Source organism: Streptomyces sp. NPDC057136, from assembly GCF_042670885.1.
Classification (GTDB): domain Bacteria; phylum Actinomycetota; class Actinomycetes; order Streptomycetales; family Streptomycetaceae; genus Streptomyces.
The window spans coordinates 139,840-165,124 of sequence record NZ_JBHUUV010000016.1 but is presented as its reverse complement, the minus strand read 5'-3'; the positions used below and the strand labels follow the sequence as shown (position 1 = coordinate 165,124).

19 protein-coding genes and 7 pseudogenes are annotated in these 25,285 nt (G+C 67.8%); 12 read left to right on the top strand and 14 right to left on the bottom strand.

Annotated elements, in window-relative coordinates; translation table 11 throughout:
* Nucleotides 1-90 precede the first annotated feature (90 nt).
* Nucleotides 91-522, top strand: a pseudogene (locus ACFT7S_RS20810) (IS3 family transposase); the annotation flags it as partial.
* 302 nt (nucleotides 523-824) lie between these two features.
* On the opposite strand, the gene ACFT7S_RS20805 reads toward ACFT7S_RS20810, so the two are convergent.
* A complete protein-coding gene (locus tag ACFT7S_RS20805) occupies nucleotides 825-1,757 on the bottom strand; it encodes an alpha/beta hydrolase (protein ID WP_382733914.1) in 933 nt (310 codons plus the stop codon).
* A gap of 674 nt (nucleotides 1,758-2,431) precedes the next feature.
* On the opposite strand from ACFT7S_RS20805, the gene ACFT7S_RS20800 reads away from it, so the two are divergent.
* From ACFT7S_RS20800 to ACFT7S_RS20790, 3 genes and pseudogenes are all read left to right on the top strand, one after another.
* Nucleotides 2,432-4,771: a putative bifunctional diguanylate cyclase/phosphodiesterase gene (locus ACFT7S_RS20800; RefSeq protein WP_382733911.1), complete on the top strand. Its 2,340-nt coding sequence runs from the start codon at nucleotides 2,432-2,434 to the stop codon at nucleotides 4,769-4,771.
* A 118-nt stretch (nucleotides 4,772-4,889) separates the two neighbouring features.
* Nucleotides 4,890-4,970, top strand: a pseudogene (locus ACFT7S_RS20795) (IS5/IS1182 family transposase); the annotation flags it as partial.
* A gap of 295 nt (nucleotides 4,971-5,265) precedes the next feature.
* Nucleotides 5,266-6,000, top strand: a complete 735-nt coding sequence (locus tag ACFT7S_RS20790; RefSeq protein WP_382733909.1) for a DUF899 domain-containing protein — start codon at nucleotides 5,266-5,268, stop codon at nucleotides 5,998-6,000.
* A gap of 202 nt (nucleotides 6,001-6,202) precedes the next feature.
* On the opposite strand, the pseudogene ACFT7S_RS20785 reads toward ACFT7S_RS20790, so the two are convergent.
* Both ACFT7S_RS20785 and ACFT7S_RS20780 read right to left on the bottom strand, forming a co-directional pair.
* Nucleotides 6,203-6,599 (bottom strand): annotated as a pseudogene (locus ACFT7S_RS20785) (DUF1326 domain-containing protein); the annotation flags it as partial.
* Between the two features lie 31 nt (nucleotides 6,600-6,630).
* Nucleotides 6,631-7,065 (bottom strand): ester cyclase, encoded by a 435-nt coding sequence (locus ACFT7S_RS20780; protein ID WP_382733906.1) that lies wholly within the window; start codon nucleotides 7,063-7,065, stop codon nucleotides 6,631-6,633.
* 367 nt (nucleotides 7,066-7,432) lie between these two features.
* Here ACFT7S_RS20780 and ACFT7S_RS20775 point away from each other — a divergent pair, with 367 nt between their 5' ends.
* Entirely contained in the window at nucleotides 7,433-8,110 is a 678-nt protein-coding gene (locus tag ACFT7S_RS20775) for a DUF1326 domain-containing protein (protein ID WP_382733903.1), read from the top strand.
* 124 nt (nucleotides 8,111-8,234) lie between these two features.
* On the opposite strand, the gene ACFT7S_RS20770 is transcribed toward ACFT7S_RS20775, so the two are convergent.
* Nucleotides 8,235-9,071, bottom strand: a complete 837-nt coding sequence (locus ACFT7S_RS20770; protein ID WP_382733900.1) for a DUF2182 domain-containing protein — start codon at nucleotides 9,069-9,071, stop codon at nucleotides 8,235-8,237.
* Between the two features lie 389 nt (nucleotides 9,072-9,460).
* On the opposite strand from ACFT7S_RS20770, the gene ACFT7S_RS20765 reads away from it, so the two are divergent.
* The 3 genes and pseudogenes from ACFT7S_RS20765 to ACFT7S_RS20755 form a co-directional block, all read left to right on the top strand.
* Nucleotides 9,461-10,123 carry a DUF1326 domain-containing protein gene (locus ACFT7S_RS20765; protein ID WP_382733897.1) on the top strand — a complete coding sequence of 221 codons (663 nt, stop codon included), beginning with the start codon at nucleotides 9,461-9,463 and terminating at the stop codon, nucleotides 10,121-10,123.
* 111 nt (nucleotides 10,124-10,234) lie between these two features.
* A complete protein-coding gene (locus ACFT7S_RS20760; RefSeq protein WP_382733895.1) occupies nucleotides 10,235-10,819 on the top strand; it encodes a hypothetical protein in 585 nt (194 codons plus the stop codon).
* A 923-nt stretch (nucleotides 10,820-11,742) separates the two neighbouring features.
* A pseudogene (locus tag ACFT7S_RS20755) lies at nucleotides 11,743-11,909 on the top strand (TetR/AcrR family transcriptional regulator); the annotation flags it as partial.
* 128 nt (nucleotides 11,910-12,037) lie between these two features.
* On the opposite strand, the gene ACFT7S_RS20750 reads toward ACFT7S_RS20755, so the two are convergent.
* The 4 genes from ACFT7S_RS20750 to ACFT7S_RS20735 all read right to left on the bottom strand — a co-directional run bounded on the left by ACFT7S_RS20750 (nucleotide 12,038) and on the right by ACFT7S_RS20735 (nucleotide 15,047).
* On the bottom strand, nucleotides 12,038-12,661 hold the full coding sequence (locus ACFT7S_RS20750) for a hypothetical protein (RefSeq protein ID WP_382733941.1): 624 nt from the start codon (nucleotides 12,659-12,661) through the stop codon (nucleotides 12,038-12,040).
* Between the two features lie 83 nt (nucleotides 12,662-12,744).
* Nucleotides 12,745-13,851: a hypothetical protein gene (locus ACFT7S_RS20745; protein ID WP_382733893.1), complete on the bottom strand. Its 1,107-nt coding sequence runs from the start codon at nucleotides 13,849-13,851 to the stop codon at nucleotides 12,745-12,747.
* The gene (locus ACFT7S_RS20740) at nucleotides 13,848-14,144 is read right to left on the bottom strand and encodes a hypothetical protein (RefSeq protein ID WP_382733932.1); all 297 of its coding nucleotides are present in this window, start codon (nucleotides 14,142-14,144) and stop codon (nucleotides 13,848-13,850) included. The genes ACFT7S_RS20745 and ACFT7S_RS20740 overlap by 4 nt, the downstream gene beginning before the upstream one ends.
* Before the next feature lie 6 nt (nucleotides 14,145-14,150).
* On the bottom strand, nucleotides 14,151-15,047 hold the full coding sequence (locus ACFT7S_RS20735; RefSeq protein WP_382733891.1) for a hypothetical protein: 897 nt from the start codon (nucleotides 15,045-15,047) through the stop codon (nucleotides 14,151-14,153).
* A gap of 302 nt (nucleotides 15,048-15,349) precedes the next feature.
* Here ACFT7S_RS20735 and ACFT7S_RS20730 point away from each other — a divergent pair.
* Nucleotides 15,350-15,804, top strand: a pseudogene (locus tag ACFT7S_RS20730) (hypothetical protein); the annotation flags it as partial.
* 171 nt (nucleotides 15,805-15,975) lie between these two features.
* On the opposite strand, the gene ACFT7S_RS20725 reads toward ACFT7S_RS20730, so the two are convergent.
* The 6 genes and pseudogenes from ACFT7S_RS20725 to ACFT7S_RS20700 all read right to left on the bottom strand — a co-directional run.
* Entirely contained in the window at nucleotides 15,976-17,196 is a 1,221-nt protein-coding gene (locus ACFT7S_RS20725; protein WP_382733889.1) for a hypothetical protein, read from the bottom strand.
* Between the two features lie 85 nt (nucleotides 17,197-17,281).
* Nucleotides 17,282-17,794, bottom strand: coding sequence for a hypothetical protein (locus ACFT7S_RS20720; RefSeq protein WP_382733887.1), 513 nt, complete (start codon nucleotides 17,792-17,794; stop codon nucleotides 17,282-17,284).
* Nucleotides 17,791-18,612, bottom strand: a complete 822-nt coding sequence (locus ACFT7S_RS20715) for a hypothetical protein (protein ID WP_382733939.1) — start codon at nucleotides 18,610-18,612, stop codon at nucleotides 17,791-17,793. Before ACFT7S_RS20715 ends, ACFT7S_RS20720 begins: the two co-directional genes overlap by 4 nt.
* Nucleotides 18,613-18,905: 293 nt before the next feature.
* Nucleotides 18,906-19,226, bottom strand: a pseudogene (locus ACFT7S_RS20710) (dsDNA nuclease domain-containing protein); the annotation flags it as partial.
* A gap of 38 nt (nucleotides 19,227-19,264) precedes the next feature.
* Nucleotides 19,265-19,429 (bottom strand): hypothetical protein, encoded by a 165-nt coding sequence (locus tag ACFT7S_RS20705; RefSeq protein WP_382733885.1) that lies wholly within the window; start codon nucleotides 19,427-19,429, stop codon nucleotides 19,265-19,267.
* A 758-nt stretch (nucleotides 19,430-20,187) separates the two neighbouring features.
* Nucleotides 20,188-21,714: pseudogene (locus ACFT7S_RS20700) on the bottom strand (penicillin acylase family protein); the annotation flags it as partial.
* 152 nt (nucleotides 21,715-21,866) lie between these two features.
* On the opposite strand from ACFT7S_RS20700, the gene ACFT7S_RS20695 reads away from it, so the two are divergent.
* The 3 genes from ACFT7S_RS20695 to ACFT7S_RS20685 all read left to right on the top strand — a co-directional run bounded on the left by ACFT7S_RS20695 (nucleotide 21,867) and on the right by ACFT7S_RS20685 (nucleotide 25,208).
* Entirely contained in the window at nucleotides 21,867-23,366 is a 1,500-nt protein-coding gene (locus tag ACFT7S_RS20695; RefSeq protein ID WP_382733884.1) for an acyl-CoA synthetase, read from the top strand.
* A 455-nt stretch (nucleotides 23,367-23,821) separates the two neighbouring features.
* Nucleotides 23,822-24,325, top strand: coding sequence for a sortase (locus ACFT7S_RS20690; protein ID WP_382733882.1), 504 nt, complete (start codon nucleotides 23,822-23,824; stop codon nucleotides 24,323-24,325).
* A gap of 109 nt (nucleotides 24,326-24,434) precedes the next feature.
* Entirely contained in the window at nucleotides 24,435-25,208 is a 774-nt protein-coding gene (locus ACFT7S_RS20685; RefSeq protein WP_382733879.1) for a class F sortase, read from the top strand.
* The last annotated feature ends 77 nt before the right edge of the window (nucleotides 25,209-25,285 follow it).

Genomic DNA, 25,285 nt, shown 5'->3' with positions numbered 1-25,285 from the left:
CTGCCAGGACTTCATCCGGAATCGCCACAACAGCCCAACTACATGGCGCCACCGAGGTGTCGGCCGAAACCGGCACTAGTTGAATTACGGGTCCTGAACCGCTGCCAGTTCGTTGACGATCACCAGCGCCGGTTCGGCGTCACGCGGTTGTGCTCGGTGCTGGGGATCGCCCGCTCGAGCTTCTACTACTGGCGCCGTACTTCGGTCGCGCGGACAGCCCGGCAGGCAGCCGAGGCCGAACTCGCGGACCGGATACGCAAGGTCCACCAGGACTCCGACGGCACCTACGGTGCCCCGAGGATCACCGCGGAGCTCCGCGAGGACGGCGGCCTGGTGGTCAATCACAAGCGGGTCGCGAGGATCATGCGGACCATCGGCCTTGAAGGCGTCCGCCTGCGGCGCCGGCACCGCACCACCATCGCGGACCCGGCCGCTGCGAAAGCGCCGGATCTGATCGGACGCGACTTCACCGCGACCGCGGTGAACGCGAAGTACGTCGGCGACATCACGTACTTGCCGGTCAACGGCGCGAAGCCGCTCGGAGGCCCGCCCCAGCAGCTGCCGTGTGCCAGCGCTGTCTTTGTGCTCAACGGGCCCGTCTGCGCCGCCCCGCGCAGTGCATCTCGTGGAACCGGCCCGCGTCGGCGGCGGCGGGCGCCTGGTGCCACGTCTGGCTGGGGTTCGGTAGGAACAATGCGGGCGCCGGGCGTGGCGCGCTGGCTGCAGCCGCGGCGCCGTCAGCCTGGGCGGTCCCCAGTGCCATGTGAGCGTTCGTAGCAGCGCCAGCATTACACCAGCGGCAGCGAGAACAGCACACATCACCATCATGAGCAACTGCGTGCGTGGGCAAGGCATTCTTCGGCGAACGCCAGGGCCTTGAGGTGGTAGGCACGGGCAGCCCAGCCGAGGCTGATGTTATGGCCGGCCTGCGGCAGGCGGTCGATGACGATCCGCGGGGCAGCGGACAGCCGCGCGGTCAGGTCGGCGAGGTCGTCCTCGCCGTGGCTCCACCAGGCCTCGTGTTCGGCGAAGGTGAGCCGGACAGGGACGCGGATGCGCGGCAGGATGGCCGCCGACAGGCGTATCCAGCCGGCCATGGTGCTGACCTCACGTGCGGGCATGGGCGCCACGGCCTGATGGCTCGCCCAGAACGTCTGCGGCGGATACAGGCTCAGCGGCCCCCAGTTCAGCCGCCGCAGGCTTCCTCGACGGTCGCACCCGACGAGGCCGTTACTCACGGCCAGCCGGCGCCCGCACCCGGAGACGTCCATGCCCAGCAAATGCGGCGTGTCCCAGTCGGCGGCGGCCGCGATGGCCACCTTGGCCCCGAGCGAATGCGCCAGCAGGAACGTACCGGCACCGGGAGCATGGCGCGCCGTGAACGTCTGGACGGCGGAGCGCACGACGGCCGCTTGGACGGTCAGCCGTTGCCCTGCGGGCAGGCGCGCGGCCGAAGCCCCGTAACCGGGACGGTCCAGCGCCAGCACCGTGTACCCCAGGCGCGCACCAAGAGCCAGCAAGGACACGTCCGGATGCGCCTGTCCGTCGAAATACCCCGCGTTCATACCGCCACCATGCAAGGCGACGATCACCGCGCGCGGAGCCTCCTGGGTAGGCTCACTCAGCAGGCCGGACAGAGAGATGCCACCCGCGTCGACGGTGACCGGGCGGACGCCGGGTGAGCTCCGCCGGTGATACGGCTCCGGCGCAGCCGCCGATCTCACGGCAGCGGGCTGCACGGTGGTGACATCAACCATGAGGAACCGTCCTCCTCCACCACGGTCACGACGGGGAAGCCCCCAGCACTCCTCAGTCTGCACTCCAACAAAACGATAGTCCCGCGGGATCCGCCCAGGCGCGGACCGGACCACGTTTCCACCGCAGACCCAGTGCTCATCCTGCGTGCCGCGGCGGCTGTCAGCCACCCGAGCCGTCTGTCAACGGCCACTCAGTTCTCCCCGTCAGCCGTCCACAAGGGCCAACTAGCGCCTTTCAAGATCAGGGAGCTAGTGGAGTGACGGGCCTGCTGCCACCTCTTGCCGCTCTCGCGCCGCTGGGCACCGCCTGAGTAGGTCATTGGCAGCGAGTCGGCCGCGGGCAGGCCATGCGAGGGGCTCCCGCCGGACGGCCGGTGCCGCAGTCGAGAGACGCGGTTGCGATCTTTCCCGGGCCGTCTTTGGGCGGAGCGTACAGGCAGCTCCTGACGACGCCACGATCCGCCCCTGGCTCCCGCCGTTCAAGCCCAGATAAGCGCTCGCAACGGCAATGCCGGGGCTTGCAGCAGCGCCGAAGAGTCACCCGTTGCGATCTTGCCGTCGTTGATCTTCGCTTGAAGTATGCACCCGTTCTGAAACGAGCTGTCCTCACCGCGTTGTGGCCACGGCCTGTGGTTACGAGGCCAGCTCTCACGGTGCCTCACCTGGGAGGACTTATGGAGGAGGTGCGTCACAGCAAAGGGGCCGTTCGCAAGGACGCCTGGTGGTGGTTTCTGGCTGCCGGGGGGTTGGTGGTCGGCGCCTACCTCCTCGTCTCCGCCCCCGTGCGCCATCTGTTTTCCCCCGTGCTGGCGTCCTGGGCCACGGTTGCGATTCTCGTGGGTATCCGCTGGCATCGACCGTGCCCGGCCAGGCCCTGGTATCTGTTCACTGCCGGGATGGGGTTGTTCGCCGCGGCAGATTTTGTCTTCGGCTCTTTCCAGGTTGCCGGGACGCTGGTGCCCTTTCCCTCCGCTGCCGATGTGCTCTACCTGAGCGCGTATCCATGCTTTGCCGCAGGCCTGATCGGTCTGACATCGGCATCACGTGGCAGCAGGTACTGGGTGCCCCTTCTGGATGCGGGCGTGATCACGTTGGGGGCATCCACATTGGCGTGGGCATTCATCGTCGCTCCCTATCTGCGCAGCCACCTGTCCTCGCTGCCGTTGGCGGTCTCGCTGGCCTATCCGCTGGCCGATCTGGTGCTGCTGTGCATGGCCGCGACACTGGTGCTCACCACGGGAGTGCGCTCGTACTCCCTGGCGCTGTTCACACTCTGGGTCGGGGCCACTCTTGCCGCCGACGCTCTGTTCTACTCCACGCTGGCTGCCTCGGGTGAACCGATCGCCGCGGACGTGTCCTACGTCCTGTGGTCGGTCTCGTACCTGTTCTTGGGCGCAGCGGCGCTGCACCCGTCCATGGCCGGGACGACCCGGTTGGTAGCGCGGAACGAGGAGAGGCTGTCTCGCGCCCTCAAGGTGGTTCTCATCCTGCTGGCCCTGGCGGGGCCGGTGCTGGTGATGGCAGACGTCGGTGGTGTGCGTGACGCGCCCGAGCATGCCACCGTCATCGCCTGCATTGTCGCCGGCCTGACCCTCCTGCTGATGCTGCGCATCATGCTCCTTGCCGACCAGGCCTACGCGCGTGCCCAGCTGGCGGAAGAAGCCCTGCACGAGCGGACATCGCTGCAGCGACAGCTCACACACCAGGCTTTCCACGACCCCCTGACCGGCCTGGCCAACCGGGCGCAGTTCTCGAAGCGGCTGGAACACACCCTCGGCCGGACCTCGGCCACCGAAAACGCCGCAGTATTGGTGATCGATCTGGACTATTTCAAGGACATCAACGACAGTCTCGGTCATCCCGTCGGTGACGAGCTTCTCATCACTGTCGGGCATCGGCTTCTGGGAGCGGCGCGCCGGAACGACGCCGTCGCCCGCATCGGCGGGGACGAGTTCGCCATCCTCGCCGAAGACTTGCAAGGCATCCCGGCCGAGCGTTTCGCCCAGCGGTTCCTGGAGCGGTTCAAAGATCCCTTCGCGATCTCCGGCGATCGCAGTGTCTTCGTCGCCGCCAGTATCGGCATGGTCGCCATCAACGAACCGATCACGTTCAACGATGCGCTGCGCAACGCAGATATTGCCCTCTATGTGGCCAAGGAGCGTGGCCGCAACCGTGCGGTGCTGTTCGAGCCTTCCATGAGCCTGGCGCAGCAGAACCACGCACGTATCGCCCAGGACCTGCGCCGTGCCCTCACCCGCAACGAATTGGAGGTCTACTATCAGCCGGTCGTTGATCTCTCCAACGGGGAGGTCACCGGCGTCGAGGCCCTGCTGCGCTGGCGGCAGCCCGGCCGCGCTGCGACCCCGCCCGAACTGTTCATCCCCATCGCCGAGGAGACCGGCCTCATCATTCCCATCGGCGCCTGGGTACTGCGCGAGGCATGCAGCCAAGGACGGCGCTGGCACGACACCGTCCCTGGGCGCCCCGCCCTGAGCCTCGCCGTCAACGTCTCCGGCCGCCAGCTCAAGGACCACCGCTTCCCCGACACCGTCCGACAGGTCCTGTCCGAGACCGGATTTCCCCCGACCTCCCTCGTCCTGGAGATCACCGAGAGCACCCTCATCTCCGATGCCGAGACCGCTTCCACACGCATCCGCACCCTGCGCGACCTCGGGGTACGCATCTCCATCGACGACTTCGGCACCGGCTACTCCTCCCTGTCCTCTCTGCGCGACCTCCCGGTCGACATCGTCAAGATCGACCAGAGCTTCGTCCTCAGAGGCGCCGCCGACGTCAACAACAGGCTCATCCAGGCCATCCTCCACCTCGGGTACGCCCTCGGCCTGGACACCGTCGCGGAAGGCATCGAAACACCGGACCAGGCCGAACGCCTCCACGCTCTTGGCTGCCCACACGGCCAGGGCTTCTACTACGCCCGCCCCATGACCTCCAACGCCCTGGAGGCCTACCTCGCCACCCGGGCAACGCTCACACTCTCCGACTCAGACAAATGATCCATGAGACAGCATCAGGCTGAACCGCCGGAAACGGATCCCTGCCCGTTCCCGGGGCACGCACTGGCGGCGGTGAGGCGTGGACAACCGGCGCAACACCCTGCTGTCGCGGCCGCCGGCACGGGCACCGGTGGAGCGGGGCGTGGCCCGTCTGAAATCCTGGCGCATCTTCCGCAGAGCGCGGTGCAGCCCGAATTGAATGTCGTCAATCGCCGCGGCCATCCTCACCCTGGAGCGGCAACGCTGAAAGAGCTCACTGTCTGTAGTCCTCTGCTGGCATCCGGCCCTGGGGAACAGCGGAACAGTCATCGGCGCCCAGGGAATGATCACGAGGGGCTGAGGGCCCTCAGCTGGTCTCGAAGGCCGCCCGCCGTCGCACGCGTACGGTGGATGTAAGACCCGGACGGGTACGCCGGTGCAGGCACTGCTGGCAGTCGCTCCGGCGACCGTCCGCCGCGATGCGGTGTTCCGCTCCCACACAGGAGGGAAATGCAATGCCCGAGCACAGGGTCGGCACACAGAAGGAATTCGAGGCAGCCCGAGAGGAGCTGCTCGCGGAGGAGAAGGAGCTCACCCGACGCAGCGACGAGCTGGCGCGGAAGCGGAGGGAACTTCCCTGGGCGCTGGTCGAGAGGGATTACGGCTTCGAGACCGCGGACGGGACCAAGTCACTCGCGGACCTCTTCGACGAGCGCTCGCAGCTGCTCATCTACCACTTCATGTTCGGCCCGCCGTACGAGGCCGGATGCCCGGTCTGCTCCTCGATCGCGGACACCCTTGACCCCAACGCGGTCCACCTCAAGGCCCGTGACGTGACGCTGATCTGCTCCTCGCGGGCGCCGCTCGACAAGCTCCTTGCCTACAGGGAGCGGATGGGCTGGAGCTTCGACTGGGTCTCCACCGTCGGCAGCGACTTCCACCGCGACCTCGGCTTCCTGCACACCGAGGAGGAGCTGAGGCCGTTCCTCGAGGGCGGGATTCCGCCTACCGTGAGTCAGATGGCGGAGGCGTCCGGCACGGACGTGCTCGGGTACGTCACCGAGGGACCCGGGCTCAGTTCGTACATGCTCTCGGACGGCGCCGTCTACCGGACGTACGTCACCACTGCGCGAGGCCTTGAGCCTGCTATGGCCTACTACGGCCTCCTCGACCGGACGCCGATGGGCCGCCACGAGGAGGGCGAGCAGACCCACTGGCTGCGCCGCCACGACGAGTACGGGAAGACCTGAGAGGTCATTTTCTCGCGGTGTTTCATCCCGCACATAGTCGCGGCGGTGACCGGATCTCGGGGAAATCGCTGTGGAAGCGTCTGCGAATCGGAGCAGCCGGGCGCAGGATGCTGGTGGACGTGGTGCGGTCCGGCGACAGCAACCGGCTGACCGTTGGTTCTGGATGCGGGCAGACCTGGCAGTCGGTTCCTTTCTTTTCCTTGTCCGGTCCGGTCCAGTCGAAGGTGATGTGCTTGCTGGACTGCCCCCCGGCTCCACTGGAATCCGTAGGCGTCTGTTCTGTCGGCCGTCGACCGGCCCCGGTGGCGAGGGCCGGGACCGGTTTCTGCACCCGGCAGGTTGGTCGTCTGGACGGGTGCGCCTTCAGGCGTCGTGGGCCCGCTGAGCGCTTCGGCGCTCGCCTCGACCCGGCCGGGTACCCTCGCCCGCCAGGACCTGAGGTCGTCGTCGACCTCCACCTCAATGGGCGCGAACTCCATGCCTCGCATCTCCGGGCCGAACATCTCGGCGGGCCAGCTGCCCGCCTGACCCCCGAAGATCATCTGCAGGGCCTGCCGCTGCGCGTCATCGGCACGCTCGTCGACGAACACGGCCCCGTACGTCGGAGCGCTCGGCCCACACCTGCAGCGGCTACTCCTGTGCGCCGCCCGGCAAAGAGACCACTCCGAGCTGCTGAAGGAAGCCGAGGACGTCCTTGTCCGACCATTTCTCCACGAGCTTGCCGTCCGCGATGCGATGGATCACGGTCGCCGTCATCACGATCTCTTTCCCGGTGGCGGGCACGCCCGGCAGGTCTCCTGAATGAACGCCGCGGGCGGTCAGCCTGGTCACCACCTTGTCGCCTTCCGCCACCTGGTCCTCGATCCCATGCGTACCGGGCGTCGCTTCCCAGAAGAGCCGGAATGCCTCCTTCAGCCCCTCACGGCCGGGCGCGAGCCCGGGGAACGGCGGCGGCGAGTGGCCGACGTAGCCCTCGGCCACCAGTTCGTCCATGGCATCCAGATTGCCCTCGTCGATCTCCTGGTAGAAGCGGCGGACCAGCTTCTTGTTCTCCTCGGTGGACATGGCGGCCTCCTGGTTCGTGCTGCTTCGCGCGAGATTCCACGGGAGGCGTCGACGGCCGGATCCTCAGGTCGCTCCCGGCGCGCCAGAGCCGCCGGGCAGCTTCACCCGTACGCGTCCCTGGGCCGCACTCAACTGCGTACGGCCGATCCGGCTACTGCCAGGAGGCGGTGGCCGGGCGCATCGGAGCCGGCGCGCCCGCCCAAATCCCCGGGCAGCAGCAGGTGCCGTCAGTGCACGTGCGGGCAGCCGGTCAGAGGACTCACTCCACGCGCCGATCGCAGGTGGCGTCGACATGTTCCTCAGCGATACGGCCCACCGCGCACATCGGGGTGATAAGCCGTTTACATGCCTGCTTGACAGGATTAGCGTGGACGTACAGATGACGCTGACCGCCATCACCATCCGAGAAGCGGGAGCAGCTATGTCGTGGACCATTTCCGGCAATTACGTAGCCGGTTGTTCATGCGCGGTGATGTGCAGCTGCGCGTTCGACGGCAAGCCCAGGGACGCCGAAGGCGGTACCGAATGTCTGGGCACCGCCGTGTTCCACGTGGCGGACGGGAGTCTGGACGACCTGGACCTGTCCGGCGTGGACTTCGCGTTCTACAACCAGTTCCCCTCCAATCTGACCTCCGGCAACTGGAAGGTCGGCCTGGTGGTGGACAGCAATGCCAGCGGCGCTCAGGCAGACGCCCTCAAGCGCATCCTGGCCGGCCAGGAGGGCGGACCGTTCGAGCAACTCTCCCAGTTCTACGGCGAGTTCCTCGGTATGGAGCGGGCCGCCGTGTCCCTCGCGGACCCGGCAAAGCCCGGCCTCAAGGTCGAGGGACGGACGGAGCTGGCGTACGAGCCCCTGAGCGGGCCCGACGGGAGTCCGACCACGATCAAGAACGCCCTGTTCGGGTTCTCGCCCGAGTTCCAGGTCGGCACGACCACCGGGCATTCCAGCGCCTTCGGGCTGAATTATGAGGGGTCGTACGGCGAGGCGGCCGAGTACGCCTTCAGCAGTGAGGAGGCGCCGGGAGCGGCTCGGGGCCGCGTATGAAGCATCGTTCGGACGAGGCTGTGCCCACCGGTGGAGCACCGCGACGGTGCGGTGTTGAGGTGTACGCGATCACCGTATGCGTGGGCCTGCTCTCAAGCAGCCTGACGAACCGGTGGCAGGTGAGTCACATCCCGCCCATTGACGGCATCGAGCTGCTGAGGCCCGGGAGCAGCCAGTCCTGGAACGGCGCGAGCACCGCCAGGACGAGGAAGGTGACGCCCACCGCCTGGCCGAGCAGCGGGCCCCGGGGCCACAGTTTCTCCACGAAGATCACCACAGCCAGCCCGGCCATCGCGGCCACGTTCATCACGCCGAGCGGGATCAGGACGACCATCAGCCCGGCGCAGCAGCCGACGCAGTACGCGCCATGGTGGACGCCCACCCGCAGGTCGCGGGCCGGCGGGCGGAAGCCCGCGTAGCGCATCAACTGGCCCATGGGACTGCGGCAGTGCCGCAGGCAGACACTCTTGAGCGGACCGAGCTGATAGAGGCCCGCGAGGAGGAAAGCGGAGAAGCCGATCCAGCGCCCCGCGGTGGGATGGTCGTCCACCAGACCGCCGGTGAAGGCGAGGGCCGCGTAGGCGAGCAGCCCGAAGGCCGTCCACACGAGCAGATAACCGCCCACGAATCCCGTGGTGCGCGCCGCCCGGGTCCACCCGGAGGACTGTCGGCCGATCCCCCGCGCCCAGGTGATGGCCACCGGCGCCATGGACGGCAGCATCATGGCCGCCATCATCGTCACCCACAGCACCAGGAACAACGGCAGCGCCATCCCCATCGTGCCGGGCTCCACACCCATGTCCCGGGCCTGCCCGATCGTGAGCACCCACGCCAGAGCCGCGATCACCACCACCAGGGACCAGGCAACCGCCAGATCCCGCCTCGGCAACAACGCCCCGGCCGCTCCGGTCGACGGGACCGACCGGGAAGGCGCAAGGCCAGAGATCCGGGTGTGCCGCATCAGCATTCTCCTGGGGACACTTCCCATGGGACCACTCCAACGCCCTTGACGCGACCCCGGTAGTCGCCGGACCGACTCAGGTTCACACCCGCCGACTGCGACGGCAGGTCCCGGTGACCGAGAGCCACCGACAGATGTCCGCGATGCGTTTCCGGGAGCTGGTGTTTCGTGTGAGTCAGGTTCGCCGCGCACGGTGTGCCGTCTGTGTGAGCGCCGCAGCGCCTCGCCAGTCGGCCTGGCCCGCGGACGGTGACGGGTGCACGATGGAGAGGGAGAAGAGTGCGACCGAGCGCTTCCCGGCGATATCCGCAGGCTTTGCCACCGCACGAACGGCTTGCCACCCACCGCACGAGACCCGCCCGGCGCGGGGCTCGCGAGGAGGTTCGACGATGACCGGGACAACCGAGACATCAAAGACCATTCCGAGGTGGCACGTCGCCGGGGACTGGTTCGACACCTGCAAGTGCAACATCCCCTGCCCGTGCTCCTTCGCGCAGCCGCCCACCTACGGGGACTGCGACGGTGTCCTGGCCTGGCACATCCGTGAGGGCGGCTACGGCGACGTACCGCTGGACGGTCTCAATGTGCTGATGCTGGCCTCCTTCACCGGCAACGTCTGGGCTGAGCACTCCGAGGCGTATGGCGCCGTCTTCGTCGACGAGCGCGCCGACGACGCGCAGCGCGAAGCCCTGCAGATGATCTTCGGCGGTCAGGCGGGCAGCTGGCCCGCCGAGATGGTCTCGATGTTCGACCCCGAGATGCGGGGCATGGATTTCACCCCCATCGAGATCAAGGTCGACCAGGACCTCGCCTCCTGGAGTGCCACCATCCCCGGCCGCGTCGAGGCGCGCGCCGAGGCCCTGACCGGCCCTACGACGCCGGACGGCGCGCGCGTCCAGTCAACCAACCTGCCAGGCTCCGAGACGGGCCCGGGTCAGCTCGCGACCTGGGGCCGGGCGACTGCCGACCGGGCCGACGCGTTCGGATTTCAGTGGAGCCGGGAGGGGCAGTCCAGCAAACACATCACCTTCGACTGGGCCGGACCTGAATAGGGCCTGCCCGGCCTGTACCACCTCGCACAACGGTGGTGACCCCTAACGCAGTCCGCACACCAGAAGAAGCAGCTGGAGACGATCGAGGCCGCCCTGCAGGTCGACGATCCCGTGCGGACCGAGCAATTCGTCACCGGTCGTCACAGGCACCCGCGCACCCTGTGCGTGGCCCTGTGGGGTCCGGTCTGGGCGGTGTGGCCCGCGCTGCTGGTCACAGGCATCGCACTCGGCGTCGTACCGCTGGTCATCGTCACTGCGACGGTGCTCGCACTGGGCCCCCCGCGGCGGTGCTGCTGTGCCGGCGCCGGCTCCGCGCACGGCCCCATCGGAGACATAGCGGGTCACGCCCTCGGCCCTCGGGGTCTTAGGTCCTGGACGGATGAGCCATGGTCACTTCGTACGCATCGGCGATCCGTGGCCCCTGCAGCGGTCCGCGCCAGCCCGGCTGCCGCTGGAGCTGTCCCGGGGATCACCGTTGCTGTTCGTCAGCTCCTTGAAGTGCTCCAGGTCATCGCACACGAGTCGTTCAACGGCAATCGCCTGGGCGACCCTTCGGCCCGCCGACTGCCCGAGCCGGCCCTACGGGATCATCACCGCGCACGACATCGGCCGCCTCACCCAGCGGCGCACCATGGCGGAACATTGACGCTCACCCCGGGGCCACGGCAGCGGGGCGCGACGGCTTCACGCCCGTGAGGCCACACGCGGGGGAGTGGCGGCCTCACGGGCTGGATGCATCGTATGACCGTGGCGCAGTCTCCACGCCCCATCGGCCGAGGTGATCGTCATCCTGCCGGGCATCGACGCCCCCTCTTGCAGCAGGCGCGCCTGCGCGCAATCCCCACCCCACATGCCGGTTCTCCGTCCCCTTCAACAAGCAGCGGTCGATGGCGCTCACTGTATCTAGGCTGGGCCCGACGCCTGGTTATGGGCGGCGCGGCGGAGTACGGGAGTTGACCATGGGCGCTGATTTCCGTACATGGCCGATGCTCGGAGGCGGCAGCGATGCGCGAAGCCGGACTTCCGCGCCACGAGGAGCGGCGGAGATCGAAACCGTGTTGAGGAAGGACGAGGTGCTGACCGCACCCTGCGCCTGAGCACCCGGCATCGGGTCTGGGAGGAGATCCGCAGGCCACGCGACCGGGCTCGTGGCCGCATTGACCATAATGCCGATCTGCCTGCTCATCGCCGGGTGGGCGGCGTCGGCGGCCATCGTTGATCGCCAGAGAATGCCAGGATACCGGCAGCCACCCTGTCTGCGGCTCTCGCGGCAGGGAGGGTCGGCCATCGACCCGCAGCTATGTCCTGGCCAGAGCCCGCTTTGAGAGTCTTTCGAGCCGACCAGGAATCGGTGGCCCATCCGCGTGCCGCGCAGAGCGCCTTGCAATCCAGGACTGTTATTGCGCCGAGCGACGTGACCGGCACGGGCGACGTCCGCTGCATCGGCGGTCAGGACACGGACCAGCCGGCCAAGGCCACGCCCGCGCCCAGCAGGCCCCTACCAGTGCGCTGACCACGCCCCGGCGGGCGGCCACGCCCTTGGGCCGCCTGCGGGACTGGCTTTCGGGCCTGTTCGCCCAAGCGGCACAAGGCAGGCGACCCAACTGTTCGCCACCGACATGGTGTTGATCGGCGGGACCCGCGCGGTCGTCGACTGCCACATCGCCGACCTCATCGCCCAGCTCACCCGCATCGTCCAGGACGGCGTCACCCGGGGCACCTTCACCGCCCCCGACCCCCGACCACGGCCCGCGCCGTCTTCGACGCCACCAACCGCTTCCTCGACCCCTGCTACGCCCGCGACTGGCAACAGCCGGGCATCGACCAAGAGTTCGAGGCGGTTGTGGATCTGGTGGTACGGGGGTTGCGGGCCTGGCGGCCCTGGGTTTCATCGGACAATCCGGCGGAAGCGGCTCAGCCGGAATTCGGAGGCTGTCGCTGCGACAGTCGCCGATCTGGCGACCTTCCGCGTGGGACCGGCCGCAGTCTCGGTGGTAGGACTGCGGGGATGACACGGTCCTCGGGTCGGGCAGCAACGGGGGGCAGCAGGGCCTGGAGATGGTCCATCTGTTCTTCGGTGGCGCTCGCCGTGGCATCGACGCCGATCAGGTTGTCCAGGAGTTCCCGGTCCCACCGGTGCGGCTGATACCAACGGCGCCGGTCTCTGAGGACCTGACGCATCCGGCGAGGATCTTGCCCGGCCGCCAGTGCCCGAGCTTGACCGATCTCCGTGCAGATCTCCCCGCTGCTGACCAGATCGAGGAGCTGCTCGGCGAGCCACACAGCTCTGGTCAGTGGACCTCGTGACTCCACACGCAGCCGTGAGGGGGCGCGGTGGAGGTTGTCGCGAACTTTCCGTAGGGCCGTGTTCGGATCGCTGACGGATGCAAGGGTCAGGCTCTGCGAGGCATCGAAGCCACGGGACTGATAGGCGTCGACCTCGTCGATGATCACGAGGTGCGCGCGGCGCAACAGCAGCTCCCGAACGCTGACCTGTCGGCGCAGTTCGCCGTCGATCAGAAGCGGGAGCTTGACCATTCCGCGCTGAAAACAGGCATGCGTGGTTACGACGATCTGAGCGGAACACGCGGCGCGGACATGAGAAAACTTGTCACACCGGTTCACATAGGGGCACAGCGAGGCACCCTTCGGGCCGTCGGGATCCGTATGGTGCAGGGTTCTTGCCCGTCACCGAAGCCGTCCGGTCCGTCCATCTGCGCTGTGACCGCGCACCCGTAGCCGGACTCGGACAGCCGCTTCACGAGGTCCTCCGGCATCTGCGACAGGGCGGTCTCGTCGTCGACCGCCTTGTGCGCGGTCTGCAGGGTGAACTCATGCCGGCTCCCCGGCGCGATCAGGGGCGTAACCGCCACATCGAGCTTCAACGCCTTCAGCTCGCGGCGCAGCGTCTCCACCTCGCCGAAGACGTCGTTGTTGTCGCTGACGAGAAGAGCAACGGTCTTGCCCTCTCGTGCCAGTTGCTTTGCCTGGGCGCGGGCGAAGACGTTCTTGCCCACGCCGGTCGGCGCACTCAGATGTCTCATGGGGCCCGGATCCATCAGCACGGCGGAAGTGGGCAGCTGCGTTCCCGACCCCATCGTGCCGCTCAGTAGAAGGCCGACCTGGTGCTCGCGGAAGGCAGGTCCCTCCATGGCCTCGTCCGTCGTGCGTGTGAGCCAGCCCAAAAGGTTCGTGTCGACGGAAATGGGTCCCGTGACGTCCACCGTCGTCACCACGGGTGGTGCATATCCCACCTTGCGTTTGTCGAAGGCGAGCTGGACGGGCCCCCGGCGGCTCGCCGCGACCCAGCCGCCTCCGGTGGCCACTTCGACCCGCACCAGGCGTTCCTCCAGCTCCAAGAGCCGGTCCGCCGAGTCCAGAGGGTGCTGTCCGTGCCGCGGGTAGACCTCTACCATCCGCCAGCCGTCGCGGGCACCCGGTGCATAGCGGTGAACGACGGGGTCTTCCCACTGCTGGTCAAATCCCTTGCGGACACGTCGTTGCAGGGAGGACAGATCTGCCTCAGCGCGTGACCGTTGTGCCACGACGCGGCCGATACGTTGCTGCTCCTCGTACGGAAGGTGATCCCATTGCGGCCATACCTGCGCCACCTGCCCCGACAGCAAAACATGCGCGTCTTCGATCCGGACCACCGCCCGCCCTTCGGCGTCCTTTGCAGGGAAGTACTGCTCGGCCAGAGCCAGCGCAGCAGCCAGAACACGGCTCATGCCGCAATCACCTCGTTGATCAGCGCCACATCGGTGATCACCCGAGCGCCGAGCGGCCCCAGGACGCGGGCGAGTACTCCGGTGTATCCGCTGAGGTGCTCGGGGATGACCAGGATCAGCCCCGAGCAACCCTCTGGATCGGCACGCATCTGCTCAGCGATGCCCTGCGGATCCGCCCACGTCTTCACATCGACGCGCCAGGTGACACCGTTTTTGGTGATGTGCAGGTCGTAACTGTCGCCGTAAGGCCACAGCAGAACCTCCGCGCCAGCCGCTTCGGTGAGGTCTTTCAGCTCGATCTACAGCAGACCAGGGACGACGATCCACTGCCACAAGCCGTAGGACAGGGCGACGTGCCCTTCAACCGGCAGCAGCTCCGGGACATCGCGAATCTCCCCGCCGCATGGCTCGAGCCGCCACCGACCGTCCCGCGATGTCATCCTGAACCGGGCGCCACGCTCAACATGGCGCACGTCCTCACAGAGCAGCTCGGCTGTATGGCGGCCCTTGGGGATGGCACGCATAGTCCAACGACAGAGCGGACATGAAGCCCACCAACCCGCAAACTGACGCATCGGCGAGATGGCCGTGTACACCCCGAGATCCACCAGATGCGCATGCCGGGCCAGGGCCCGCCGCGCCATTGCGGGGCTGAGAATCAAGGTTTCGCGCCCCTGCGTGTAGGCGGCGAATCCGGCATCCAGCAGGGCGCGGAACACCGCGTGCTGCACCGCCTCAGCGGTGATGCGCGACAACCTGGTGCCCACCGGCAGTTTGCCCAACGCGCGTAGCACGCTGTGTACGTGCCGTAGGTCAGCACCCATCCCGGGTACGTCCTGGGCCTTCTCCGAGGCTTCCATCACCAGCCGGATCAAGACTGCGGTGGCCGTGCCGTCGTCCTCCAACAGACGCTCGTCGTAGATCTGTGACCACGAGCCCGGACCGGGCAGCAATTCTCCGACCGGGGCACGGCGTAGTCGATCCAGGAAGTTGGGGAACGACGCGGCCTCGCCGAAAATCCCACATGCACGCATATACCGGCCGTGGCACTCCATCAGTAGTCGAACGCGTGCACGCACGTCGCCTTCGGGGGTGCACCACGTCATGGCTGCGATGACACAGGCATCCAGGGCTTCACGTTGCTCCTGATCAAGTTCGTCGATCTCGCCAGAAACCACATCGGCGGCAGCAAACACAGGGGAAGTCCTCGTCATCCATGGGTCCGTCAAATCACTGTCAACGCACCTGAGTATCACGAGGAAGATCGCCCCGAATTGTGGTCGCGCGAGCGGCGCACTGAGTGGTCATGTCACGCTGAGCGCCTCGAACTCTTTTAGGCAGTTGGGTACTTACTGGGCATCGCTCTAACGCAGCCCGCGCGGCGCGACTGCGATAATCCACCCGCAGGGCCGAGGCTGCCAGCGCATTCCTTGTTGACGCGGTCCTATGGCATCCGAAGAGCGCACTGGTGCACCTGTGGCTTGGTACGTTCTGGCGTATGACGCTGCGTGCAGTGGATTTGCGCAAGGAGCCTGTAGAGGCGTACTGGATCGCGCCGAGCGAATGCTGGGGGTGCGACTCGATCGCGAGACTGTGGCGCGTAAGCGGCGGTCTGTGGGGGCTCGTACGGACCGCGGTACGTGGGTGCGCATCGAGCGGCGTGGGCTCGACCGGATCAGGGTTCAGGGCGGGGATGGCACCGCGTCCGCGGACGGCCTGCGCGGGATCGCCAAGCCGGCTTGGTTCGCCGGTGTCGCGTGGCGGCACGAGGTGGATCCGGTGATGTGGCGGACGGATGAGACCGGACTCCTGCCGGATACACCGGTGGGCAGCGCCGCCGTGGCGAAGGGCCCTCAGCTGTCCGAAGAGTGGTGGGCTTCGCTGAATGCTTCGTTGGATGCCCTCGCTGCGCAGCACACGAATCGGATCGCGACACCGGATGCCGAGACCGTGGGCGTTCCTCAGCCACGGACTCCTCAAGCCAGCCTGATCCTGAAAAACCCGCGGCGGGATCACACCCGCTGGCCGAACTTCTGAACCAGCGCACCATACCGACGCGCCCGTAGGATCTCACCCGGCGGCCGACCGTGTCCTTCCGCTACTGGGCACCGACCGGCCGCGGACCTATGCCTCGTAGCCGTCTTCGGCACGGTGGACATGCTCAGGTCCAGGGTGCGCTACGCCGGGAACCATGGGGCGGTTGTAGTCGAGGGGGATGGTGCTAAAGGTGTCGCTAGGGATGGGAGCGGTGTCGTTGTCAGCGATGATCAGCTGTACCCGGTCGCCGTAGGCGTCTGCGAGTGCCTTGAAGTGGTCGTAGATGCGGTTCCCGCGTTCCTGGTCATCTGGGTTGTTGCCCAGTGCCTTGCGCGGGGAGTCGATGATCAGCAGGGAGGGGACGAGGACGTCAGGGTGGGTGAGCCCGAATTCCAGTAGGGCGAGGCTGTAGGCGATGCTCACGCATGTCGTGATGCCGCCTCCGGAAGCCTGCAGGCTTTCGAAGGGGTTGCCGTCGATCACCGGTAGATAGGTCTTCGTGTCGATGACCGCCGTTCGTACCCAAGGCAGGTGCAGCTCGGCGAGCAGTGTGAAGAACTCCTGGCTCAGGTCGTCTACGAGTTGGCCGCGGGCTGCGAGGGCCAGGGTGCGACTCTTGACGTCGGCCTGGACGCGCGTGCGGGTCGCCTTGAGGTCCTTGACCTCTTGGTTGATGGACCGCGCGCGAGCCCAGGCATCACGCAGCTGGGTGACGGCGTCGATGCTCGCTCCGAGCGAGGCTACCCGGGCGCTGGAACCGGCGATCGCGTCGAACCGGGGCGCGACGATGTCCCGGGTCTGCACGTCCAGCTCCCTTCGCAGGGTGGTGGTGAGGAAGTCGGCTTGCTGGACGCGGTCGCGCGCAGCTGCAAGAACCTGCGCATCAGCTTCGCGAACAGCTTGTGCGTCCTGGAGCTGCCTCTCAAGGGCCTCCCGGGTCTGCTGGATGGCCGCAGGATCGACGGACTCGTCCGGGGGATCGTGTTGCAGGCAGACAATGCAGTGGTCCTCTTGGACCGGCCGTCCTTCCAGCCGCTGCATGCAGCGAGGGCAGACGACGAAGTCGAAGGGAGACAGCTTCTCGATCGCGGACGCGGAGCGCTCCAGGCGCAGGAGATCGAGTTCGACCTGAGCGACGACTGATTCACGGGCTTCGAGCAGCTCGCGTGCGGCTTCGACCTCTTGGCTGGCGTCCCTCGCGCCGGCGACGGCCCGACGAAGCTCCTGTCGGAGAACAGCATCGGCCGCGCTGCTCTCCTCCAGCTCCGAGCGCAGAGCGCCGAGGGCACGTTCGGCGAGGGACAGCATCTCGCGTAGCTGAACGAGTTCCGCACGGAGCGCGTCATCACTTCGCGAGTCCGACTCTCGGAGGAAGTTGCTGACGTTGTCGTGCTCATCGCCCTGACCCCGACTTGTCGAAGTGCTTCTTCAAAAGCGCCGTACGTTGCGAGACGAGCACCCAGTCACGCGTCCCGGACAGAGCCGCCGCGGCCTCAGCGCCACTGGCCGTGACGCGGAACTCAGTCCGGTCGCCACCCCCGTACGTGATGAGGTCACGGGCCGCCAGCGAGCCGAGGATGCTGTAGTAGCGCTGATCCCACGGCCCGTACTTGTAGCGGGTCATACGACTCTCGACGGCCCGTCGCTCGGCGGCAGTGGGCTCGGAGCCGCGGGGCCAGCTGTCGCCGTTCTCGTCGAGCAGCCGCTCCAGCATCGCCGGATAGCGAAGTAGGAAGTCGAGCTTGGCCAGTTTGGTGAGTCCCGAAAGGCCCGTGCGTGCCGTGGTGAAGCGTCCGATCAGCAGCAGGACTCTCGCCTCGTGGTAGTGAGCCTCACGGCGCTCCTCGCTACGAGCCTGTACCTTGATGCGCGTCTCGGAAGCCAGACGCTCGGAGGCGTTGCTCACGATGCCTGCTCGTCGGAGATCGTGAAGACGTCGGAGAAGTAGTAGTCGCAGTCGTCGCACAGCTGATACGCCAGGCCACGAAGATGCTTGCCATTGATCTTGAACGGCAGGGTCGCCGACATCGCCTCAGGCATCAGCCGCTGCCTCAAGAGCCGGTTCATCCGCGCCCCGTACGGCTTGCCCTCCGCCGTCTCGCTCTGCGCGTCCGCACGGCAGTCGAAGGCGGTGTCCAAGACCTCCAAGCGCATATTGGCGAGGTCGGAACTGTCTCCTGGCAATCCCGACTGGTGCTGTTTCCAGGCGACGTACCAGGCCGAGCGCAGGCTCTCCGCGTGCACGACCTCATCACCGGGAACCTGCCCCTGCACCAGCTTCTTGCGGAGATTCACTCCTCCGGGAGCGACCATGGGGAGTCGACCAGGAGCGAAGGTCGCAACGGTGAGTTCGCGGTAGACGAACTGCTCGCGCACGGTGCGGGCGTACAGCGTCCGGCGGGCGATGCGCTGCTGCATCTGCACGTTCTGGAGGACCCTGCTCGGCGTCGCGATGTACTCGGCCAACTGACCACGCTCGCCCTCGCCGCGGTTGGCCTGCTCGATGCGCTCGACGATCTGGCGGTAGGTGGCTTCGTCGTCCACGTGGTCCAGCTCCAAAGCCAGGATGGCCGGCCGGAGGAGCTGCTGCAGGTTGTGGTCGGTGATGAACCTGGACGAGGGCACGCTCTTGTAGTCGATGTGCAGCACGGCCAGGAACTGCTTGATCGTGGCGACGAAGCCGTCGGGTATGGCGATGTCCGCCATCGCCTTGGTCTCCGGCACTTCGGGGTGTGCGGGTACGGCTGCTTCCAGCGAATCTTCAGAAAGTGCCGCGCGATGGTCGTTGCCATCGCGTCGACATCCGCAGTGACCTCTGGGTCTGGGCCACACATTCTCGCGAGCACAGCGGCATTGCCCTTGCCGGTGTTCAAGGCGCCGTTCGTGGTGAGGCGCAACCGAACGTTGTCTGCGCAACCACACGCGCGCCAGCTGTTGAACAGGTGCGCCAGGCCCCCGTCCTTGCACAGATCGCCGACATTACACAGGGTCCGGTGGTACTGGCGGTGCTTCACCGACACCAGCTCGACGGCGCCGTCCTTGAAGGCGATGGCGAAGTCCTCGTGCCACTCGCAGACGACGTACTCGATCTCGTCCCGTGTAAGCATGGCCAGGCACGCCTGAGCCGCCACTTCGGCTTGGTACCGATACAGCCGTGAGGTATCGGTTCCGCCGTCCTCGCCGGGCGCCCGCTGAAAGATCGGATGCACAAAGTCGTCGGCGGCATCCACCGCGTCCACTGCCACGTCGACCACAGCCACCCCCCAAGCCGTACGCGCACCGCGAGCCCTGAAGGGGGTCGGTGAGCCGAAGATCCTTAGGCGTATCACAGTCCGCATGCGCGACGTAACCGAGTGATCGCATCATTCTGGAACGATCAGACAACTGCGTCCTCACCGAGTACTACCGGCTCAGGACAGGCCACGCGCGCGCGTTGATATCGGAATGCGTTGCTTCCCTTGGAGAGTTGCCGCAGCAGCTCGTAGCCATCGTGCTGGCTGCCGGCAGCGAAGATCAGCGACTCCTCGTACATGTTTTCCATGCCGCCGACGCCGGTGTCGACAGGGGCGGGCGGGCAAAAGCGCGGGTGCCCCCCGCGTGCAAGAAGTCCGGCACTGCAGGGTCCCTGCGAACCACCGCCTCCGGCGTCGTCCGCCGCGCCGTGCGCGAGGACGGGAAATCGGGCACCCAGACGACCACCCTCCGGGCACCGGCCAGCCCGGTCACCCCACGACGCGAAGGCCGGCTCGCCGCCCCTCCAGCACGGCCGCCTCCGCCTGCCTCTCCACCACGCTCACGAGACCGTCCGGGCCCGGCCCCGCAGCCCGCAGTCGCCACGCCGGGGCGGGCGCAGAGCATGTCCCGCATCCGCGCACGTTCGAGCCGAGGTCGGGTGACGTGTAGCGCACGGACGTCGTGCCCGAGGAGCGCGAACGTGGCCTGGGCGGCGAGCTGATCGAGGCGGTCACGGCGTGGTCGAGGGGCTTTGGTTTTGAGCGGTGACCGGTCACTCCAGCGACCGGGCATTTTTCGGCACCACCGTCATGGGTTCGAAGCCTCTCAGGCCTGCTCCGTGTCGAGGTTGGGCAGGGTCGCGCGGGGGTGAGTCTGGATCAGGACGACACAGGTTCTGCTCTTGGCCGCCTTCACTCCGAGGGTCGTCGCCCCGGACGGCACTGTGGGCAGCAGTACCCTCGCCTTGTTCGCCTACCCGGACAGCCCGGAGCGGCTCACACACGCCCGACCTGCTGCTATTTACACGTCAAAGACGTGTCGTAACTATGCCTTGATCATGGTCTTGGAGTTCTCGACGTACGAGGTGTCCTTCAGCGTCGGCATGCGGCCCGGGCCGAAGATGCCGGGCTGCACCGCGTCCGGGTCCGAGCCGAGCGCGCACTCGCTCCGCGAGCCGTCCAGCACCGCGAGCCCCGACGAGGGGTAGGTGGCCCTGCCCAGTGCGGTGGAGCAGCGCTGCGCCAGGTCGTCGGTGATGCGCGGCAGCACCTGCGACTGTGAGAAGAACGAGTGCCCCGAGGAGTCGGCGGCGACCGTGTTCACCCAGGGCAGGCCCTGCGTACGGCGCAACGCGGACTCGATACCGGCGGTGCTGCGCGCCCTGCTGAAGCCGAGCGCCGTGTTGGAGGCGCGCAAGTTCGTCGCGTTGGGGTCGTTCAGCGCGTACGCGGACGTCGCCGTCCACGGCAGCGGAAGCCCGGGCCCCAGCGCGGTGACGACCGGGCCGTACCGGGTCCACCACTGGGTGCGGGTCACCGGGGCGCCGTCCTTCACGGGCGCCGTGACCGTGCGCTTCGTCATCCGCTCCGGCTTGCCGTCCACGAGGTAGACGGTCGGGTCCGCCGGATCGAGGGTCAGCTGATGCAGATTGAGTGTCGCGCCCGTCGCGACGGTGTGGCTCCACGCGATGTTCGCGTTGTGCCCGATGGACATGGTCGCCGAGCCCAGCAACGAGGCGCCCGCCACGTTCAGTTCACCGGGGATCGTCTGCTGGGACTGCCAGAACCTGCGCCCGCCCTGCCACGGGTAGTGCGGATTGCCCAGCAGCAGCCCGCGTCCGTTCGCCGTCGTCGCGCCGTTGAACGCGACGGCGTTGGAGCCCATGTCCGCGTTCTGCGTGGACAGCAGGCGCTGCGCCGCCTCGGCGGCCTCATCCGGCGACACGCCAGGAGCGGCCGGGGCGGCGGCAGGCGGTCCGGCCGCCGTTGTCCCGTCGATGCCACGCCTCTGGCCGCCGAGCACCGAAAGCGCGAAACCGCGTACGGCGACGTCGAGTTGGGTGACGGGACGCACCCATGAAGCCCCCCGGCAGGCCGGATCGGTGATCCGGTTCTGCGCGATCCACGCGTTGTACCCGGCCGCCCAGCCGCGCATCATCTCCTTCGCGTCGCGGCTCGGCCCCTGCGGAGCGGGCAGCTTCAGCAGCTTCTCCACGGTGCCGCTGTCCCGCACCCCGCGGAAGTACAGATCGCTGGAGAGGTTCTTCGTCGCGGAGGACAGCGAGCCGTCGGGCGCCGCGTCCGCGCCGAACTGATCCGACCGCTCGCCGCGCACCGTGAGGAACCCGTCGGCCAGGACGCACACCTGGTCCGCCGCCTGCGCCCAGCCGGTACCGAAGCCCAGACTCGCGTAGTCCTTCGCCACGATGTGCGGGATGCCGTACTCGGTGTAGCGGATGACGGCGGACAGCCCGCCACCCGAAGGGTTGCGGCTCTGCGAGGTGCCGGCCGCGGCCGGCGGCAGCGACGCCGAGACGGTCAACAGGGCGAGACCGGAGACCGCGAGAAGTCTCAGACGATTACGGAGGGGCAAAGGGTCCTCCCAACTGTGCGGGTGAGAAAGGCGGTTGCCCGGGCATCCGGGCAGCCATGCGCCACTCAGTCAGCACACCCGTGTACCTGTCAACCGTCTGGTCGGTATCCCGGGCACTTGACCACCGGCGCGGGGCCGCTCAGGATCACGCCATGACAGGTGTACGCAGCAGCACAGTCGACGGCGTCGTGACGCGCAGCGCACGGCGCACCCCCGAGCGAACGGCCGTGCGGTACGCGGACCGGGCCTGGACCTACGCGGCGCTGGACGCGGCGATCAGCACCGCCGCCGCCGTTCTGACCGGCGAGCACGGCCTGCGCCCCGGCGACCGGGTCGCCGCGTACGCGCACAACTCCGACGTCTATCTGATCGGCTACCTCGCCTGCGCACGGGCCGGGCTCGTGCACGTCCCCGTCAATCAGAACCTCACCGGTGACGACCTGACGTACATCCTCGACCAGTCCGGCAGCTCGCTGGTGCTGACCGACCAGGGCCTCGCCGAGCGGCTCCCGGCCGCCCGTCCCGTACGCGCGCTGCGCGACGCACCGGACTCGCTCCTGGACCGGCTGGGCACGCCCCGCCCGTTCACCCCGGAGCGAGAGCCCGCCGCCGACGACCTCGTCCAGCTTCTGTACACCTCCGGCACCACCGCCCTGCCCAAGGGCGCGATGATGACGCACGGCGCGCTGGTCCACGAGTACGTCAGCGCCATCACCGCCCTCGGGCTCGCCGCCACGGACCGGCCGGTGCACTCACTGCCGCTCTACCACTCGGCCCAGATGCATGTGTTCCTGCTGCCTTACCTCGCGGTCGGTGCCGAGAACACCATCCTCGACGCCCCGGACGCGGGCCGGATCTTCGACCTGGTCGAAGCCGGGCAGGCGGACAGCCTCTTCGCCCCGCCCACCGTCTGGATCGGCCTCGCCAACCGCCCGGACTTCGCCACCCGCGACCTCGGCGCACTCCGCAAGGCGTACTACGGGGCCTCGATCATGCCGGTACCCGTCCTGGAGCGCCTCAGGGAACGGCTGCCGGACCTCGCCTTCTACAACTGCTTCGGCCAGAGCGAGATCGGTCCGCTCGCCACCGTCCTCGGCCCCGACGAGCACGAGGGGCGGATGGACTCCTGCGGTCGGCCGGTGCTCTTCGTCGAGGCGCGCGTGGTCGACGAGGACGGCAAGGAGGTCCCCGACGGGACGGCGGGCGAGGTCGTCTACCGCTCCCCGCAGCTGTGCCAGGGCTACTGGGACAAGCCGGAGGAGACCGCGGAGGCGTTCCGTGACGGCTGGTTCCACTCCGGCGACCTGGCGGTGCGTGACACGGAGGGCTTCTACACCGTCGTCGACCGGGTGAAGGACGTCATCAACTCCGGGGGCGTGCTGGTCGCCTCCCGGCAGGTCGAGGACGCGCTCTACACCCATCCCGCGGTCGCCGAGGCAGCGGTGGTCGGGCTGCCCGACGACCGCTGGATCGAGGCCGTCACCGCCGTCGTCGTCCTGCGCGGCGAAGTGACCGAGAGCGAACTGATCGCGCACGCCCGCGAGAAGCTCGCCCACTTCAAGGCTCCGAAGAACGTCCTGTTCGTGGACGAACTCCCGCGCAACGCCAGCGGGAAGATCCTCAAGCGCGAGCTGCGGGACCGGTTGGCCTAGGGCCTGTCCGGGGATCAGGGTCGGATAGGGCGCGGCGTCCGGTGCGGTGCATCGCAAGGCGCCGAAGCGTCCTGAGGTGGGGTCTCCCCTGCTCGAACGAAGTTGAGAGCTCGGGGAAGTGCCAGACGCCGTGACCCCGGCCCTGATCCGCCGGGCAGGCCCTGGCCCTGTCGCGCGTCGGACCGGACGCCACGTACCGGTGAGGGGTCGGACCGTTCTTCGGGACCGTCATCAACCGCGCTGCTAGCCCGTTCGCCGTCCATCCCGTGATTCTTCCCCTGTGAGGGGCTCCGCCCTGGTGACCTGCGTAAACAAAGAGCTACTGCGCCTGACGGAGTGAGATATATGGCGTCATGACATGTTGCGGGTGTGACGGACTGTCGGTTGCCTCAGAAGCGGATACAGCAGAGGCGCCGCGCAGACAGGCCGGACCCTGCACCCGTTGGAGGAACCTCATGCGCAACACACGAGTTGGTGCAGCTATTGGTCTGGTCATCGGTGTACTCGGTCTGTCGGCCCCGGCCGCCGTCGCCGTCGGTAGCCCCGCCAGTGACTCAGGCATCCATATCCGCTCGGGGAATGCTTCCCCGGGGGCCACGGTCACCGTCGTTACCAGGGCCTGCGGCTCCGAGACCTACGGCAAGGGCACGTCGGAGGCGGCAGGGGCATTCCACCTCTTCGCGGGTGACCGCAAGGGAGAGCTCGTCGGCACGTTCGAGATCCCGGAAGGGACCGAGCCGGGCAGCGACACCGTCACCGTCAAGTGCCCACCGCGGATCAAGATCACGGATACGTACAAGGTCACCGCCGACCGGACCCCGAGCGGTGCGGTCGCTGCCGGTTTCGGGGGCGCCACGGACAAGGGCACCCAGCTCGCCGTGGGCGGTGTACTGATCACCGGAGCCGCCGCCGGGGGTGTGATCAGGGTGCGCCGTCGCCTGAGCGGCATCCGAACCTGACCGGCGCCGACTCCCTCCGCACCGGCCCTCGGACGCCGTAGCGGTCCGGGGGCCGACAGACCCTTGGTCCCCACCACCCCACCCGCTGCGAAGCAGAGGCTCACACGCGATGGAAGACGGGCGCACGACCAGCGCATCCCCACATTCGTTCACCCCTTCGGCCAAGCATCTGGCCGTGGCACTGCTGGTGGGTATCGCGCTGGTGATCAGCGGGACACGCGACGAGAAGCCACCGCAGCCTTCGACGGCCCAGGCCTTCACCGCTCCTGTGCGTCCCGCTCCGAGCCGGACCGGGTTGGTCACACCCCCTGCCGTCCAGCCGGCGCGGTCTTCGATTGCCCAGTTGTTCACCGCTCCTGTGCGTCCCGCTCCGCGCCGCACCGGCCTGGCCGCGCCCCCCACTGTCCAGCCGCTGCCCCCGTCGGATCCGGTACGGCTCCGGATCCCCGCCATCCGCGTGGACGCCCTCATGACAGAGCTGGAGCTCGACGCGGCAGGGGCGCTGCAGCCCCCACCGGCCGACAACCCCGTCCTTGCCGGCTGGTACGGCGCGGGCACGGCTCCCGGATCGGTGGGGACAGCCCTCATCGCAGGGCATGTGGACACGCGCGTCGGCCCAGGCGTCTTCCACGCCCTCGGGTCCCTTACCAAGGGCTCCACCATCGACCTCGTCCGAGCAGACCTGCGCACCGCCGTGTTCACGGTCTACGCCGTGGAGGTCTACAGCAAGAAGGATTTCCCGGACAAGAAGGTCTACGCTCCCTCCCGTCGGCCGGAACTGCGGGTGATCACCTGCGGCGGCGGTTACACCAAGAAGACCGGTTACCAGGACAACGTCGTGGTCTACGCGACGCTGACCGCGGTGAAGCGACCGACGTCCTAGGAGGGTGCCGGCCGGGGCACTTCTCCCGGATCACCGTGCGGGCCCCGTGCGGTGCGCTGGGCCTGAAGCCCGGATCC